General features: G+C 57.2%; 15 protein-coding genes. 5 read left to right on the top strand and 10 right to left on the bottom strand.

Going from position 1 to position 15,207, the window contains the following annotated elements; genetic code table 11:
- The first annotated feature begins 310 nt into the window (after positions 1-310).
- The 3 genes from urtD (at position 311) to mnmH (ending at position 3,226) form a co-directional block, all read left to right on the top strand.
- Positions 311-1,078, top strand: coding sequence for an urea ABC transporter ATP-binding protein UrtD (gene urtD, locus NW845_RS10165; protein WP_414332603.1), 768 nt, complete (start codon positions 311-313; stop codon positions 1,076-1,078).
- Between the two features lie 66 nt (positions 1,079-1,144).
- Positions 1,145-1,897, top strand: a complete 753-nt coding sequence (gene urtE / locus NW845_RS10160; RefSeq protein ID WP_414367710.1) for an urea ABC transporter ATP-binding subunit UrtE — start codon at positions 1,145-1,147, stop codon at positions 1,895-1,897.
- A gap of 129 nt (positions 1,898-2,026) precedes the next feature.
- Entirely contained in the window at positions 2,027-3,226 is a 1,200-nt protein-coding gene (mnmH, locus tag NW845_RS10155) for a tRNA 2-selenouridine(34) synthase MnmH (protein WP_414364970.1), read from the top strand.
- On the opposite strand, the gene NW845_RS10150 is transcribed toward mnmH, so the two are convergent.
- Entirely contained in the window at positions 3,154-4,188 is a 1,035-nt protein-coding gene (locus tag NW845_RS10150; protein ID WP_414364972.1) for an adenosine deaminase, read from the bottom strand. The genes mnmH and NW845_RS10150 overlap by 73 nt on opposite strands.
- A gap of 375 nt (positions 4,189-4,563) precedes the next feature.
- Between NW845_RS10150 and NW845_RS10145 the strand changes: the two genes are divergently transcribed.
- Positions 4,564-6,177 carry an NAD(P)H-quinone oxidoreductase subunit 4 gene (locus tag NW845_RS10145; RefSeq protein ID WP_414378400.1) on the top strand — a complete coding sequence of 538 codons (1,614 nt, stop codon included), beginning with the start codon at positions 4,564-4,566 and terminating at the stop codon, positions 6,175-6,177.
- A gap of 20 nt (positions 6,178-6,197) precedes the next feature.
- On the opposite strand, the gene NW845_RS10140 is transcribed toward NW845_RS10145, so the two are convergent.
- On the bottom strand, positions 6,198-6,806 hold the full coding sequence (locus NW845_RS10140; RefSeq protein WP_414378398.1) for a Uma2 family endonuclease: 609 nt from the start codon (positions 6,804-6,806) through the stop codon (positions 6,198-6,200).
- Between the two features lie 35 nt (positions 6,807-6,841).
- Entirely contained in the window at positions 6,842-7,588 is a 747-nt protein-coding gene (locus tag NW845_RS10135; protein ID WP_414378397.1) for a rhomboid family intramembrane serine protease, read from the bottom strand.
- A gap of 161 nt (positions 7,589-7,749) precedes the next feature.
- On the opposite strand from NW845_RS10135, the gene NW845_RS10130 reads away from it, so the two are divergent.
- Complete coding sequence (locus NW845_RS10130; RefSeq protein ID WP_414364979.1) at positions 7,750-8,424, top strand: response regulator transcription factor; 675 nt, start codon at positions 7,750-7,752, stop codon at positions 8,422-8,424.
- A gap of 148 nt (positions 8,425-8,572) precedes the next feature.
- Here the strand turns inward: NW845_RS10130 and NW845_RS10125 are convergent, their stop codons facing one another.
- From NW845_RS10125 to NW845_RS10095, 7 genes are all read right to left on the bottom strand, one after another.
- A complete protein-coding gene (locus NW845_RS10125; protein WP_414378396.1) occupies positions 8,573-9,760 on the bottom strand; it encodes a GNAT family N-acetyltransferase in 1,188 nt (395 codons plus the stop codon).
- A 176-nt stretch (positions 9,761-9,936) separates the two neighbouring features.
- A complete protein-coding gene (locus NW845_RS10120) occupies positions 9,937-10,995 on the bottom strand; it encodes an ATP-grasp domain-containing protein (protein WP_414364983.1) in 1,059 nt (352 codons plus the stop codon).
- Between the two features lie 90 nt (positions 10,996-11,085).
- Positions 11,086-11,817 (bottom strand): alpha/beta hydrolase-fold protein, encoded by a 732-nt coding sequence (locus NW845_RS10115; RefSeq protein WP_414364985.1) that lies wholly within the window; start codon positions 11,815-11,817, stop codon positions 11,086-11,088.
- A gap of 149 nt (positions 11,818-11,966) precedes the next feature.
- Positions 11,967-12,614, bottom strand: coding sequence for an LON peptidase substrate-binding domain-containing protein (locus NW845_RS10110; protein ID WP_414364987.1), 648 nt, complete (start codon positions 12,612-12,614; stop codon positions 11,967-11,969).
- 66 nt (positions 12,615-12,680) lie between these two features.
- Complete coding sequence (gene ruvC / locus NW845_RS10105) at positions 12,681-13,244, bottom strand: crossover junction endodeoxyribonuclease RuvC (protein ID WP_414378395.1); 564 nt, start codon at positions 13,242-13,244, stop codon at positions 12,681-12,683.
- Positions 13,192-13,770 carry a CDP-diacylglycerol--glycerol-3-phosphate 3-phosphatidyltransferase gene (gene pgsA, locus NW845_RS10100; RefSeq protein WP_414378394.1) on the bottom strand — a complete coding sequence of 193 codons (579 nt, stop codon included), beginning with the start codon at positions 13,768-13,770 and terminating at the stop codon, positions 13,192-13,194. Before pgsA ends, ruvC begins: the two co-directional genes overlap by 53 nt.
- Positions 13,771-13,794: 24 nt before the next feature.
- A complete protein-coding gene (locus NW845_RS10095; protein WP_414378392.1) occupies positions 13,795-14,727 on the bottom strand; it encodes a nucleoside hydrolase in 933 nt (310 codons plus the stop codon).
- Between the last annotated feature and the right edge of the window lie 480 nt (positions 14,728-15,207).

The raw sequence follows: 15,207 nt of genomic DNA, 5'->3' as shown, positions 1-15,207 counted from the left end.
TGGTGCTGTGTGATGTCTATAAGAGACCTGGTGCGATGGTACCTGCTCGTTGTAGTGGTGTTGCCGGATGGTTTGGTGGGCTGGGTGCGCACCCGGGGCAGGCAGCTTTGGGTTACCTTCCAGCTTTGGCGCCGGCGTTTGGCCAATATTTCTCCAGCCTAAATCCGTGCCAGTATCCCCCTATGCAAGGTGCAACTTCAGAGTAAGAGGATCCCAATGGGTGAGATAACGATGCCAAGTGTCCTCTCTTGTTCGATGGGCTGAGAATCCTACTCGTCCTCTGGCCTTTCCGTTCTTGGACGTGATCCCTATGCTTACAGCAGCTCCCACCACTACCCGGCAAATTTTACAAACTCAGGATCTCACCGTCAGCTTTGATGGCTTTAAGGCTTTGGACGGGCTGAACTTCTCTTTGGAAGAAGGGGAGTTAAGGGTGGTGATCGGTCCCAATGGAGCGGGCAAAACTACCTTCCTCGATGTGTTGACAGGCAAGGTCAAGCCTACTCGAGGGCGAGTGCTGTTTAAAGGAAAAGATCTGGCTAAGCTCAAGGAGCACGAAATCGCTGCCTTGGGTATTGGTCGCAAGTTCCAAACGCCGCGGGTCTACCAAAACCTGAGCGTGCGAGAAAATTTGGAGCTCTCTCTCAACCCTCACAAGGGTGTTTTCTCCACCTTATTTGGCAAAAAGCGCTTGCGAGAAAAGACTGATGCTCTCCTGGAAACCATCGGCCTGAGCCGTAAGGATCGGATCCCGGCAGGGCTGCTCTCCCATGGAGAAAAGCAATGGTTGGAGATTGGCATGGTGATTGCCCAGGATCCGGATCTGCTGCTGCTTGATGAATGCGTGGCCGGGATGACGGATAAAGAAACAGAGGCTACGGGAGAGTTAATTCAATCCTTAGCTCGAAATCACACCATTTTGGTGATTGAGCATGACATGGTATTTGTCCGGCAAATTGCTCGCAAGGTTACTGTTTTACACCAAGGAGCGGTGTTGTGCGAGGGTAGCTTTGAGGAAGTGAAGAACGACCCGCGAGTTATCGAGGTCTATCTTGGATCCCACAAAGCCAGAGGCTAAACGAAAACAGGGGAGAAGGGGAGATCTGTGTTGACCGTCCAATTAACCAACTCTATATCCAAGCCTATGAATACGGAAAACGCCACCAAAGCGCAAAATCTATCTCAAAGTGGATCTCAGCCTTTGCTGGAAGTCTGTAACCTGAGAGCTTATTATGGGCAAAGTTTAATTGTGAGAGATCTTTCTTTCAAGATCCTTCCCGGCCAAGCAGTTTGCCTTCTGGGTCGCAACGGCATGGGCAAAACTACCACGCTTAAAGCCCTAATGGGGCTTCTCAAAGACTGTACAGGTAAAGTTCTCTTTGAGGGCCGACCCATCAATCATTACCCACCCAACTGGCGGGCTCGCGCTGGCATTGGCTATGTGCCCCAAGGCCGAGAGATCTTTCCTCGCCTAACGGTTGAGGAAAATCTACTGGTGGGGTTAGAAGCAGCACCGGACAAAGAACGGGCTATACCTGAGTTTATCTATGACTTATTCCCGATTTTGCGTTCTTTTCTAAAGCGTCCCGGTGGAGATTTGAGCGGTGGTCAGCAGCAGCAATTGGCCATTGCCAGAGCTTTGGTGGCAGAGCCTAAACTTTTACTCCTGGATGAACCCACAGAAGGGATCCAACCTTCTATCATCATTGAGATCGAAGAAGCCATTGCCCGCATCCAAAAAGAGCGGGGCGTTGCGGTGTTGCTGGTAGAACAGTACTTTGAGTTTGCTCAAAGCTTGGCCGATTACTTTTACCTCATGGAAAATGGATCCCTCGTTATGGAAGGGCCGACTGACCAAATGGACGAGGAAAAAGTGCGATCCTATCTCTCCCTCTGAGGTTAGCCTGGAGGAGGAGCCGATCGGTGCAACTCTTGTCAGGCCCAGGGATCCCCTTAAGCAACAACCCTAGAAATCTGCCAGGATCGAGCAAGAGAGAACTCAGTCCACTCCCTCCTCCCTGCGTCTGTGGCTGCCCCCATTCACGTCACTGCCGAACCTTGGCTGCACACCTACAGCGAGATCATTGACGTGCGCTCGCCGGCAGAGTTTGCTGAAGACCATTGGCCGGGGGCCATCAACTTGCCTGTGCTTGACGATGCAGAACGGGCAGAGGTGGGCACCCTCTACAAGCAGGTGGATCCCTTTACGGCCCGCAAGCGGGGAGCCAGCCTGGTGGCCCAGAACATCGCCCGCCATCTGCAGACCCACTTTGCCGACAAGAGCCGGGACTACCACCCCCTCATCTACTGCTGGCGGGGAGGGCAACGCTCGGCCAGCTTGGCGCTGGTGTTGTCCCAGGTGGGCTGGCAGGTCACAGTGTTGCAAGGGGGGTACAAAACCTACCGTGCCTGGGTGCGCCGGCAACTGCAGAGCTTGCCCCAGGAGTTTACCTACCGCGTCCTCTGCGGACCGACGGGAAGCGGCAAAACCCAGTTGCTCCACCACCTGCAGCGCCAGGGATCCCAAGTCCTCGATCTGGAAAAGCTGGCCCACCACCGCGGCTCCGTGCTGGGAGCGGAGTGGGGGATGCCGCAGCCCACCCAGAAGAGCTTTGAAAGTCAACTGGTGCAGGTTTTTCTCCAGTGGGATCCCGCCAAGCCGGTCTGGGTGGAAGCTGAGAGTGCCAAGGTGGGCCAGCTCCACCTGCCCCCTGCCCTTTGGCAGGCCCTCACCCAAGCCGATTGCGTGGAAGTGCGATTGCCTTTGGAAGAGCGAGTGAAGGGGATAATTGCCCATTATCCCCACTGGATAGCCCATCCCCAGGCACTCAAGGAGAAACTGTTATCCCTAAAAGCCCGCCATAGCCAAGCGCGCCTGCAGCGCTGGTTTGAGCTCATCGACGCCCAAGACTGGCCGCAGTTTGTGCAGGAGTTGCTGGAGCAGCACTACGATCCCACCTATCGCCACGGCCTGCAGCAACACTTTAACCGCATCCGCGCTCGCCTTGAGCTGCCTGACCTTTCTGAGACCAGCCTACAGGAGGCCGCTGCCCGACTCAGGGGGGATGTCGTTTTGAGCTGCGCCAGCCCTCGCCGGGCAAGCGCGACCAAGTCTGCCGGTGGAAATGTCAAGCAAAGTCCTGTCTGCCCCTCTCAGAGGGAAACTAGGGACTTCGAGGCTGACTGCTGCAGCTCCGACAGCAGCGAGGCCGGGTGCTCTTTGTAGGGCCAGGCAAAAGCGTGACGAAAAGCCGCCTTCTGACAGTGCTTGAGCTGCTCGAAATCAATAATGTCGTGGGTGAGCAGGTTCTCGTACTCAAACGGCAGGCGCACGTTGTGTAGGCCAGCGTTGTCGGTGCAGATAGCGATATCTACCCCCGCGTCGAAGCAGCGGTCGAAGACGATTTTGAGGGGCTCCAAGCTGGGTAGTGTCCCCGTCTTCAGGTAAGTGGTGGGACAGACCTCCAGACATTGGCCGCGCCGCGCCAGCTCTGGCAGCAGCTCTGGGTAGTGGAGAGGGATCTGGATCCCGTGGCCAATCCGCGAGACATAGGGCAGCAGCTCTGGGTAGCAGCCATCCAAAGTCTCATAGAGATGGGCAGTGGTTTTGAGGCCACGGGCCAGGGCATATTTGAACAGCTCAATCCACTCGTCCATGCGTTCGCCGTAGGCCTTGTCTCCCCCCGCCAGGTCGATGGCAGACACGTATTCCGACTCGGCGGCGGCCTCCACCATGGCGCGGTTGATGTGGCTGGGCAGGCGGGAGTGCAAACACACAATCTGGGTGGTGACGATGGGATATTCCCGCTGCTGGCTGGCCTGCCCTACCGTTTCGATAACTTGGCGCATCTGCTTGAGGCGATCCGCCTCGTCCAAGCTGGGATCTGTGCGCAGATAGGGGGTGTAGCGAATTTCTAGATAGGCCAGATCCTCAAAAACATAGGCCCCCCGTAGCAGACGGTAGATGAAATAGGGTAAGCTTTCCAGGGTTTGCACCTGTTCCACCAGCGTGTGCAGCTCCAAGTAATCTTCAAGGGTGTTGCGCGGGCGGGTGTAGAACTCCTCAAACTCGGCGTAGTCGGGAAAGCGTTCTGCCAGAGGGGATCCCTGGCGATGTAGGTAGCGCCACAAAATCCTAGGAACGACTGAACCGCCTAGGTGGCGGTGTAACTCCGCATGCAGTGCCATACTTCAAAGCTTCCCCCAGGGCCCCCCCTCACCGTCCGCCAGAGGCGGACTTGGCTTGGTTGTTAAGTACTATTTCTACTGTTATCCAACAGCAGCGGTCTTGTCCAGGCGCGATTGCGCAGGGTCAGCTAGCCGGGAACCAGGTGATGAGGTTTCCAATAGCCAGGTTTGAGGACCAGGTCAATGCTTGAATCCTGGTCGGGCCCGGCCAGGGATCCCGGCAAACTAGATAAAGAGCCTTAAGATAGAGATAGTTTTGAAGGTTTGCTGAGCAAAGATACTCAGGAGCGATTCTAGTAAAGGGCTGTTGGCTGTAGCCGACGGCAATCCCCCTGGAAGGGTGTGGCATGAACTTAGCGTAACGAGGTTATCTTCATGGCGCTGCCCAGCTTGCACGAATTTCCCTGGCTGACCACGGTCATCGTCTATCCGGTGGTGGCCGCCCTCTTTATTCCGTTGATCCCGGCGCCGGCTGGGGATCCTACCACCCGCGCTTACGCGCAGAAGTTGGCGGAGCGGATCCGCTGGTTTGCCCTGTTCATCGCAGTCACCGACCTGGTCATTTTGCTGGCCGGCTTTTATGTCGGCTACGACCCTAGTCAAACGGGCTTGCAACTGCTGGAGCGCTACACCTGGGTGCCGCAGGTGGGGCTGAGCTGGTCGGTGGGGGCAGATGGCCTTTCCATGCCGCTCATTTTGCTCACGGCTTTTATTACCACGCTTGCCATCTTGGCCGCTTGGCCGGTCACCCTCAAGCCGCGCTTGTTTTATTTTCTGATGTTGGCCATGTACGGCGGGCAGATCGGGGTGTTCGCCGTGCAGGACATGTTGCTCTTCTTCCTGATGTGGGAGCTGGAGCTGATCCCGGTGTATTTGCTCCTCTCCATCTGGGGGGGATATAACCGCCTCTATGCGGCCACCAAGTTCATCCTCTACACCGCCCTCAGCTCGCTGTTTATCCTGGTGGCGGGCTTGGCCATAGCCTTCTACGGGGATCCCATCAGCTTTGACATGACGGATCTGGCCCACAAGGCCTATCCGCTGAGTTTCCAGTTGCTGATGTATGGGGCTTTCCTGATTGCTTATGGGGTGAAGCTGCCCATTTTCCCCCTGCACACCTGGCTGCCCGATGCCCACGGCGAGGCCACAGCGCCGGTTCACATGTTGCTGGCCGGGATCCTGCTCAAGATGGGGGGCTATGCCCTAATGCGCATGAACGCGGGCATGCTGCCGGATGCCCATCTCTACTTTGCGCCGGTCTTAATCGTGCTGGGGGTGGTGAACATTATCTTTGCCGCCCTCACCTCCTTTGCCCAGCGCAACCTCAAGCGCAAGATTGCCTACTCCTCCATTAGCCACATGGGCTTTGTCCTCATCGGGATTGGATCCCTGACGGAGATCGGCATGAGCGGCGCCATGCTGCAGATGATCTCCCACGGGCTGATCGGGGCCAGCCTGTTCTTCTTGGTGGGGGCCACCTACGACCGCACCCATACGTTGGAGCTGGAGGAAATGGGCGGCGTTGGCCTGAAGATGCCCAAGATTTTCTCGATGTTTACCGCTTGCTCGCTGGCCTCTCTGGCCCTGCCTGGCATGAGCGGCTTTGTGGCTGAGCTGATGGTGTTTATCGGCATGGCCACCAGCGATGCCTACTCTCTCCCCTTCCGGCTGGTGGTGGTGTTCCTGGCAGCAGTTGGCGTGATCCTGACTCCTATCTACCTGCTGTCGATGTTGCGTCAGATCTTCTTCGGCCCGGAAAACAAAGAGCTGACCGAACACGAGGAACTGGTGGATGCCGAGCCGCGGGAGGTGTTCATCATTGCCTGTTTGCTCATCCCCATCATCGGCATCGGGTTTTATCCCAAGCTGGTCACTAGCCTCTACGACCAGTCCACCAATGCCCTGGTGGCCTTGCTGCGCCAGGAACTCTCCTCCCTCGGAGCGACGGTTGCCCAAGCCCCTGCCCTTTACAACACTGAGCCAAATTGAGGAGAGGGAAGCCGGTGTAGCTAGCCTTGGCTTTTTTCTCCAATGGGCTTGCGGCTTTCGCCGCCTTGAACTCGCATCCAGCCAAACAACGTTCCGACCGTCAGTTGGATCGTTTGGGCAAAAGCGGGAACGGGGATAACCTCTTGCGGATCCTCATGCACTGTTGGCTGCTGTCCGGCAGGATAGGCGAAAACGACCCTTTCTTCGGGAGCTACGATCCACCCCATCTGGCAGCCGTGGGCCAAGCCAATCAAGATTTTTTTGACCAGCTTCGTTTGATTTTGATCGGGAGAGAGAATCTCGATCACCCAATCTGGGCAAAAGGGTATGAGGTTTTGAATGGTGCCATCCTCATCCACAGGGATCCGATCCCAGGCAATGACAGAGATATCGGGCACAATTGCATAGCCGGCAAAGGTGGAGCGCAATTCTGGAAAAGCCATCCCTAGCTGAGAAGGCTCCAGTATTTCATTAATAAAGCTGCCCAGTTTCAATTGAAGGCGGCTATGTTTTCCTTGTGGCATGGGCTTCTGGATAATCTCTCCCTCAATGAATTCGCTGGCGGGCTGAGTTTCTGGCTGCCGCAGAAACTCTTCCAGGGTTAGGGGCTTGGCAGACAGACTGACCATAATTTGCTCCTATCAAGCTGGCCTCTGAATACAAATCAAAACGGATCTCTGTCGCGCTGTCGCAGAGTGGCTTGGTAGTCGTAGGGGCTCTTGCCGGAAAACAAACCCATCAGCGGCCCCAAAATAGCTCCAAACACAAAGCCACCCGCATGGGCCCAGTAGGCAATGCCTCCGCCTTCCATGCCAATATTGATAGGAGTCTGCAAGCTGGCAATACCATAAAACGCCTGTTGCACAAACCAAAAACCTAGGAATACCCAGGCAGGAATGTAGACGGTTGTGGTAAAAATGCCCAGGGGTACCAGAGTTAGGATCTCCGCCTGCGGGAAACGCAAGATATAAGCTCCCAACACCCCTGCAATGGCCCCACTTGCTCCTAGAGAGGGAATGGTGGACTCCATATCGAAAAACCACTGGGTTAGGGCGGCCAAAGCTCCACAAGTTAGGTAAAAAATGAGGTAGCGCACGTGGCCCAGGCGATCCTCAACATTGTTGCCAAAGACCCACAAAAAGAGCATGTTGCCGCCGAGATGCAGAAAGCCCCCATGCAAAAATTGCGAGGTAAATAGCGTTACCCACTCGGGGCGCAGCGAAGAGATGGCCTCCCCCCGAAAGCTGGCCGTCAGTTCCACCGGCACCACCGCCCACTCTCGGAAAAAAGCTACCAGTTCTCGCGGCGATAGGGTAAGCTCATACACAAAAACCAGGATGTTGATAAGCACCAGGGCATAAGTAACGTAGGCAGGGTGGGTGGTTGGGTTGCGATCTTGCAGAGGTACCACAGTCAGGATCCGGTTAACATCACCCTCTAGCCTACCCTGCTAGGCCTTCTCAGGCCTAACTTGAGGCTACACTAGGGTAGCTTGTCGGTGGGATCCCTAAACTGCAAAGGGGTTTTAGCCGTCCCCCCCACAGCCGACAATGGATTTGGAGGAGTGGATCGATGTTTGAGGTCGAGAACCGAACTGCCCCGCTCAAGTTTTTGGTGGTCGAGGATCATCCCGAGGTCGCCCAAAACAATTGCGAGTGGCTGCAACGGATTGCAGCAGATGCTCAATGCATCACAGTCTCCAATCCGATGGACGCCATCCTGCGCCTGCAGCGGGAGCAGCCGGACTTGGTAGTAGCCGACTTGCTCTACGGCCAAACCAGTGGCGAACAGTCTGCTGAACCTGGTCTAGAGTTCTTGCGCCACATTTTCGAGAACTATCCTACTTTGAATGTAATGGCCTATTCCAGCGAGCCGCTGCTGCTGACTCCTTTGGTGGGCCTGATCAGCAAACACCAAGGTGGATTTGCCGCAGTCAACAAAATGGAGCGGCGCACTGTGTTTTTGGAGGGGGCCAAAAGTGCCCTCAATGGAGAACTGCGCATGCCCCGTGAGTTGCGCGGCTTGACCAAGCTGACGGAGCGGGAAATCGAGGTCTTGAACCTGCTCTGCAAAGAGGCTCTTACCGACCAGGCCATCGCCGACCGCATCCACACGAGCAAAAAGACCGTACAAAACTGTATTCAAAGGCTCAAAGAGAAGCTGGATATCTTTGGCTCTGAAGATGAGATCAACGCTCGCGTTGCCATGTGTATGGCAGCAGTTCAGAAAAAGCTTATCCAGTGGTAAACCTAGAGGACTTCCAAGCGCTCTAAGACACTGGCGTGCCTGCCCTCAGCTTCCCTGCTTCTGGAGCAGAGAGCCTAGGGTTCAAGCGTATTTTTCCGTAGTCGTCTCGAGCCAGATACGCCCCTTTCCCACCTCCCAAAAGGGCCCCTTATCTCTGGGTCAAGGTAGACAAAGAGGGCAAAACATCCTCTCGAAAGGGAACCTCGTTTTGATTCACCCTCTCCAGCTCAGCCAACATGAGAGGGTTGACGCGGTTCAGATAGGGGATCAGAACCTGTTTTAGCCTGGGGCGGTAGAAACGGTGGTAGCTATACACGGGGGTGGCTGGAAATCCCCGCCGAATCTTGTGGGATCCCCCAGCCCCGGGATCAAAGTTGCGGATCCCTTCGCGGATGGCCAGGGCAATCGGCTCGTAATAGCAAACGTTAAAGTGCAAAAACTTCACCTCCTCCCGGCAGCCCCAGTAGCGCCCAAAGAGGCGATCCCCCTTGCGAACACAAAAAGACATCCCCACCACTTCTGAACCTCGCTCGCCGGCTACCAGCACCAGCCGCTGCCGGTAGTTGGGATAGAGAGCCTCAAAAAAGCGGCGGTTAAGGTATTTGCTCCAGTTCCAGAATTGAGCGCAGGTATTGCTGTAAAAGTCGTACATGAGAGAGAGCAGGCGCGGCGTGATCTCCTCTCCGGTGTAGATCTTGAGTTCTATGCCGCTTTTTTCCATGGCGGCCCGCTCTCGCTTGATGTTGCGCCGCTGGTTGGCGTTGAACTGGCTCAAAAAGTCTTCGTAAGAGCGATAGCCGGGATTGTGCCACTGGTAGTTGTGGGTAATTCGGGGAGTCAATCCATCGGCCTCCAGTTGGGCCCGCCAGTCTAAGTCCACATAGAGCAGGCTGAACACCGAAATATCGTTGTCTTGGCAGAAGCGATCGATAGCAGCCAGCATCGACGGCCACACCTCTGCTTCCGAGTAGTCTGGATGGACAAGAATGCGATAGCCGGTGGCCGGCGTAAAAGGAGCCATGCCAATGAGCTTAGGGTAGTAGCGTTCTCCCAGTTGGCTGGCAACCGCAGCCCACTCTTGGTCGAAGACAAATTCGCCCTGGCTATGGCTTTTCAAATACAAGGGGGCAGCGGCGATCAGTTGCCCATCCGACTCCACCAGCAGGTGACAGGGCAGCCACCCCGTGTTGCGGCTGGCGCAACCGGAAGCTTCTAGGCTGTGCAGCCACTCGTATTCCAAAAATGGAGAGGTGCGCTCCGTCTGCAGCGCTTGCCAGGCAGATGCTGGGATCCCGCGAATATCGTGGCACCAGCGCAATTTCAAACCAGTTGACATTTGCCTGTCCGGATAGACCAACTTGCCCTGCCTCGGCTGGGAGGGGATCCCTCCTCTAAGTTCAACCTAGGATGGAATCCCTGCACCTCAAGGGCCACATCGGCGAAAGCTAGACAACTGCTCTTTGCCCAGCTCAAAACTTTCCCAGCGCTAGACCGTGCCTTTGTTAAGTTATTTTATTCGGGATCCCTGGGCTCGTAGTAGTGGTTGGCCAATTCCAGAGCCATCTGAAACTTCTGCTCACGGGTGAGGTCGGCCCGCCGGGCAATCTGGGCAAAGCGGTTGACATCTGGGGGCAAGAAGTCGAAAGGACGCTGTTCCCGCACAATATCTACGACCAGATCGCAAAGGGCTTGCTGGTAATCGTTATAAAAAATTTCCCCCAAAGCCTTGAGGCGGCCATCAGGCACCGGATTGTTAAAGTCAATGGCTTGCAGCTCTCCCTGCTCGTCAATGAACAGCTCTACCGAGTTCATTTCATAGCCCAATGCCCGATTGATAATCCGGCACGTATCGATAACTTTTTTGCCCATCTCTGGCGTGAGAAACTCTGGATCAAATAAGTACTCACTGGCATCGAACTTACGAAAGATGTATTTAATAGGGATAATCTTTCGGCCAATGCAGAGGGCACGAATTTGCCAGGGATAGGGACTTTTAACCTTCTCCTGGATCATCATCACCTGGGATCCGGAGCGGTCGTAAAAGTAGAGGAGCTGCTCCATGTTGTAGGCAATTTCCACCCCAATCGCCTCCCGTCCTTCTGCTGGTTTGATGACAATTGGCCAGCCGAGATCTTCTGCCATCCCCTGCCAATCGAAAAACTTGTGATACTTAAAGTCTTCTGCTTTCAAAGCCGGAGCTTCTTTGGGAGGTAGGATGTAAGTCTTTGGAATGGAGATCCCCAGCTCTTTGACCACCATATAGGCGGCATCCTTGTTGCGCAGGTAGTAGTAGAAGCTAAAGGGGTTGTTGATGAGGTACACTCCCCGAAAAGCAAAGCCCATAAACAGGCCGATAGCCTGCGGGTAAAGGTAGCTGAAGCGATCCAGGATGAGGCGATACTTGGTGCGGTAGTCGAGGTTGACCTCGTGAATGGTGACATGTTCGGCCTGGATCTTGTAGGTTTTGCCGTTGCGAGCTTGAACGGGCGGAAGAGCGTTGAGGCGGGCCAGGGTGTCGTCCCCAAAAGGCTCGCTAAAGTGCAGGCTGCCAACCCAGTAGTCCTCGATCATCAAAAAGGCTCTTTTGCTTTGAACCAATGACTATATTTTCTGCAATGTTGGTGCCTTCGCGATTTTCGGCGAGCTCTTCTGGGCGGGATCCTACGCGAAGGCGCGGATTTGCGCTTGCCAAGTGGGCCAGTCGTGATCCCCCTCCCACACCTCCAGGTGATGGGGGATGTGGTTGCGGCGGAGGACTTCTGCCAGGCGCAGGTTGTCGTTGAGGCAGTGGTCACGGTGGGCGGTGAGCAGCTTTAGCTCGGTATTTTGCCCGCCCAGTTGCTCCCAGAGTTGTCGGCTCATGTTGGACATGTAGGCCAAGGGGTTGATGAAGTACAGCTCCTGCTCCGCCGGTTGGGGATCCCAGCCGGTGACAGGGCCGAGGGCCGCTACATCGTAAGGCCCCCCCAGTGCCAGACAGCGGCGCACCAGGCCGGGGTGCCGACAGGTGAGGTTGACGGCGTGGGTGGCCCCCAGAGAGAAGCCTGCCACCACCAGAAAGTCATTTTGTGCTGCGGCCTTGGCGTAGGGGATCAGCTCTTCTACCCAGTGCCGCTCCAGCAAGAGCCAGCGATCCCGCCGTTGGGGCACGTCCAGCTCGCGGTTGAACAAGGTCTCCCAATCCAGGGTTTCCACGCAAAAGGCCTGCAAATAGCCCTGTTCCAAGTGATGGCCGAGGCTGGCGATAATGCCGCGATCTTCCAGGTCGAAAAAACGCCCATTGCTGGTGGGTAGGCAGATGAGCGGGTAGCCGTGATGCCCAAAGTGGAGCATCTCCATTTCCCGGCCCAGAACCCGGGAGGCAAAGCGCAGATAGCGGCGAGGGTAGGACATCGGATCCCTAGACAAAAACTAAACCCCAGCCGGCTTTTGCAGCCGCTGTTGAGACGGGTGGCAACGCGAGGAGCTGGAGGGCTGACAGCCCCCTCGTGGCCTGGGTCTTTTTGTGCAGGTGCAGTCAGCTCAAGCGATCCCAAGAAATTTTAGGAGATTTCGGAGAACAAATCCTTGAGGGCAGTGCGGGCGGCCAAGTGCTTGCGGGTGGACTCGAGGATCTCAGCTTCCCGCCGCAGGCGATTTTCGGTGCTGACCATTTCCAGCAGCGCTTGCTGCTCCCGGGGAGCCCCGTGAAAGTGGCTGGCAATCCAGTAGGACAACTCTATCGGGGTGGTGGGCAGTTGCTCCGGCAGCTCCGTATCCCGCTCCATCAGCTTGCCAGAGAGGCGCACCACATCCTGAAGTAGGGTGGAAACCTGCTGCACCAAGCCCTGCAAATCCGCGGTGGTCGGCTCATCCTCGATCCACTCCACCAGCCCCACCCGGAAGGGTTTCTCCCGCACGTAGTTCAACACCCGGAAGCGCTGCTGCCCCAAGGTCAAAATGTCCATGCGGTCATCCGGCAACCGCTGCACCTGCAACACCTCGGCACAACAGCCCACCCGCACCGGGGATCCCGTCTGGGGATCGAACATCAGCACCCCGAAACGGCGATCCGTCTCCAGGATGGTGTTGATCATCATGCGATAGCGGTACTCGAAAATGTGCAGCGGCAGGGGGCGACCCGGAAACAACACCACCTCTGGCAGGGGAAACAGGGGTAGCTCACGTACGTCCACAGAAGAGGAAGGCATAAGGCTTTGCTTTTTGCGCTACTGAGTCTAGTTTAGCGATCTCGACGGAGCCACACCGACCGATTCCTAAGCAAAGCGGTGGTGCCAAAGGGTGATGGCAATAGCTAGGGCATCGGCAGCATCGTCGGGGCGGGGCAGGCTGGGCAGATTGAGCTCGCGGGCCACAGCGGCTTGCACGGCCTGCTTGTCGGCGCGTCCGTAGCCCGTCAGGCTTTGCTTCACCTGGGCAGGGGTGAACTCCACCGGCACCAGATGATGCTGGGCTAGGACGAGTAGGATCACCCCCCGCGCCTGGGCGATGGGGATGGTGTTGCCCATTTTGTAGAAGAAGAGCTTTTCCAACCCCACCTGATGGGGCTGAAACTGCCGCAGCAGCTCCTTGAGATCCTCGTAGAGGGTTTGCAGCCGTTCCGGGATTGATTGCTCCCCAGGGGTGCTGATGACTCCGTAGTCCAGGGATCGAAGTCCGCCGGCACCTGCCAGGATGCAGCCAAAACCCACTGTCCCCAACCCCGGGTCGAGGCCGAGGATACGCTGCTCAGGGACGCAATCCAAGGACTCCGTCCCGCTGCCGCGATCAGGCAGGGGTTCTCTCCTTGGCAAAGCCGGCAGAGGCATCCGACGCGGCATGGTCGGTGTACAAATACGCCAACCCCGAGATCAGAGTGAGGGCCACCGCCACCCAAAAACAGGGAATCCCGATAGGCCAGTTCAAGATCAGTAGAGCGATAGCCAGGATTTGGGCGACCGTCTTGGCTTTGCCCCAGTGGTTGGCGCCGCGGATCTGGCTTTGGTTGGCCCGCCAACCGGCAATGACCAGCTCTCGCCCCACCAGCAAAAAGACTCCCCAGGCCGGGATCCGCCTCAGCTCCAGCAGGCCCAGCAGCGGGGCCAACACCAGCAGCTTGTCCACCAGGGGATCCAGAACCTTGCCCACATCGGTCACCAACCCATAGCGGCGGGCCAAGTGGCCGTCCAGCCAATCCGTTGCCGCCGCCAGCAAAAACGCCCAGAGGGCCAGTCCTTCCCCCAGCGGGGATCCCAGGCCCAGCCCCAGCAGAATCCAAGGGATCCCTCCAAGGCGTAGCAAGGTGATGGCGGTGGGCAGGTTGAGCCACGCTGGCTTGGGAACTAAGACTGGGCTGGTAGGGTTCACCTCGACCTCCTTCGACGACCTCGACTATCGATAGTGGCCTAAGCGCTCGGTGAGCAGGCGGTAAAACCCCTCGGCATCCACCCCAAAAGCTACCTGCACATTGGCGGGGCGGCCACTCAGCCCCCAGCGATCCACCACTGTCCGACCCAGATTGAGGGGGCTAGCCGTCTCCACCTCCACGTAGCAGGGCTTCAGCTCGAACAACTGCGGCTGCAACAGGTAGGCGACTACACAGGGATCGTGCAGGGGTCCCCCCGGCAGGCCGTAGCGCCGGATGTCGAACTTGCCGTAGAAAGCGAGCATGTCGGCCACTGTCTGCCCCACCCGCGTGCCGAGGGCGCGGATCCGCTCGATCCGCTCCGGCGTACTGAGGACTTGCTGGGTAACGTTCAGGCCCAGCATCACCACCTCGGGGATCCCGGCGCTGAGCACAATCTGGGCGGCGTGGGGATCGGTGAAGATGTTGAACTCGGCGGCAGGGGTGGTGTTCCCCTCAAAGGCAGATCCCCCCATGAACACCAGACGTCGGATGTGCTCCACGATGCGGGGCTGCTGCACCAGGGCCACTGCCAAGTTGGTCATCGGGCCCAGGAGCGCTAGGGTAGCCGGCTCCTGCGCCGCCATCAAGGTCTCGATCAGGTACTGCACGGCGTGCAGGGATCCCAGCGGCATCTGTGGCTCCGGCAAGTTGGCCCCGTCGATCCCGCTTCTGCCATGCACCTCTTCGGCGGTCTGCAGCGGGCGCAACAGCGGGCGGGGACAGCCGGCATAGACCCCCATCTGCGGCTGACCGGCCAGCTCGCAGATCTGCCGGGCGTTGCGGCTGGTTTTTTCCACAGAGACATTGCCGGCCACCGTGGTAATGCCCAGCACTTGCAGCTCAGGTGACGCCATTGCCAGCAGCAGGGCCACTGCGTCATCTTGGCCGGGGTCGCAATCGATGATCAGGGGCACCATAGGGATCCCGGAGGCTTTCTACCCCTATTGACACTTCCCCAACCAAAGGCGGGGGATTGTTACGCAGTCCACACGCGGACTCGTGAAGGCGCTGTCAAGACGCTCCTACCCAGTTCCCTAGGGTAAAGCCCTGAGGTTCTGCTTACTTTGCTGAGTAACGCCCCCACACTATGCCCTGGTCGGGTCTTCCACCAGGGAACGCCAAGCGTTACTGGCTACTATACTACGTTACTGGCTACTATACTAAAGGTCTCGGGCCCGCTGGCGCGAAGGGAGAGCAACTCAAGTTGCTTGCGAGCTTTTCCGCCCCGCCGTGCAAGGCTACCAAGCTGCCCCGCTGTGTAGGCGGCAATGGCCCGTTCTCCTTGAGTCTCTCTGGAGACCAAGGCAGATTCCGGCCAGGTTTAACGTAAGGTGCGGAATTCCCCACCGTCTATACGGTGGGGATGGATAGCACCCTCTGACTGATTCTGGATGTAT

It is taken from the genome of Synechococcus sp. H60.2, from assembly GCF_047462315.1.
GTDB lineage: Bacteria > Cyanobacteriota > Cyanobacteriia > Thermostichales > Thermostichaceae > Thermostichus.
This window is presented reverse-complemented; position numbering and strand designations above follow the sequence as displayed.